Source organism: Colwellia sp. MEBiC06753 (assembly GCF_053470325.1).
Genome location: NZ_JBQMTM010000041.1, coordinates 1 through 774, shown reverse-complemented (window position 1 = coordinate 774; position 774 = coordinate 1). Strand labels below are relative to the sequence as shown.

The window sequence follows — 774 nt, the reverse complement described above, 5'->3', positions numbered from 1 at the left end:
GTGCTGAGCGTGTAAAGCTTGATGCTGCGATGAAGCAAATACATGTGGACATGGACGCTACTTACGGCAAAGTACGTATGCACGGTGAGTTGCAAGCATTAGGCTTTGATATTGGGCTTCATCGTGTCCGTACATCGATGAAACGGCTAGGCTTAGTAGCTAAGCGACCTAAACAGCATAAATATCCGGCTGGCGGTAGACCATCAGTGATTGCACCTAATTATTTAAATCGTCAGTTTAATCCACAAAAACTAAACAAGTTGTGGTCTGGCGATATTACGTATATTCGCACACAGCAAGGCTGGTTGTACTTAGCGGTGATTATGGATTTGTGCTCTCGCAAGGTGATCAGCTGGGCGTTCTCAGATAAGCCAAATAGCGAGTTAACAACACGCGCATTACGCTTAGCTGTAAATAAACGACAGCCAACTGATGGAGTGCTATTCCATTCAGATCAGGGCGTGCAATATACGTGTGAAGCATTTCAACGCTCATTGAAAGAACACGGATTAGTCTCTAGTATGAGTCGTGCTGGAAATTGTTTAGATAATGCGGTTACGGAGCGCTTTTTCCGCAGCTTAAAATCAGAAAGAATTAACTATCGCCGTTATCAGACTAGGCGTGAGGCAATGGCTGATATTATTGATTACATCGAGCCGTTTTATAATCAGAAACGGCGACATTATAAATTGGGGAACATCTCACCAGCAGAATATGAGATGAAATTAAGAAAAAGAGCCTAAAGAAGTCTCCAAGTTTATTTGACTGTTACAA

The 774-nt window shown here is 42.6% G+C and carries 1 protein-coding gene; it reads left to right on the top strand.

Translation table 11 applies throughout. The features are described from left to right. Nucleotides 1-743 (top strand): IS3 family transposase (locus tag ACOB82_RS17675; protein ID WP_448214321.1); only part of this gene is annotated, 743 nt, incomplete at its 5' end. Nucleotides 744-774: the final 31 nt, after the last annotated feature.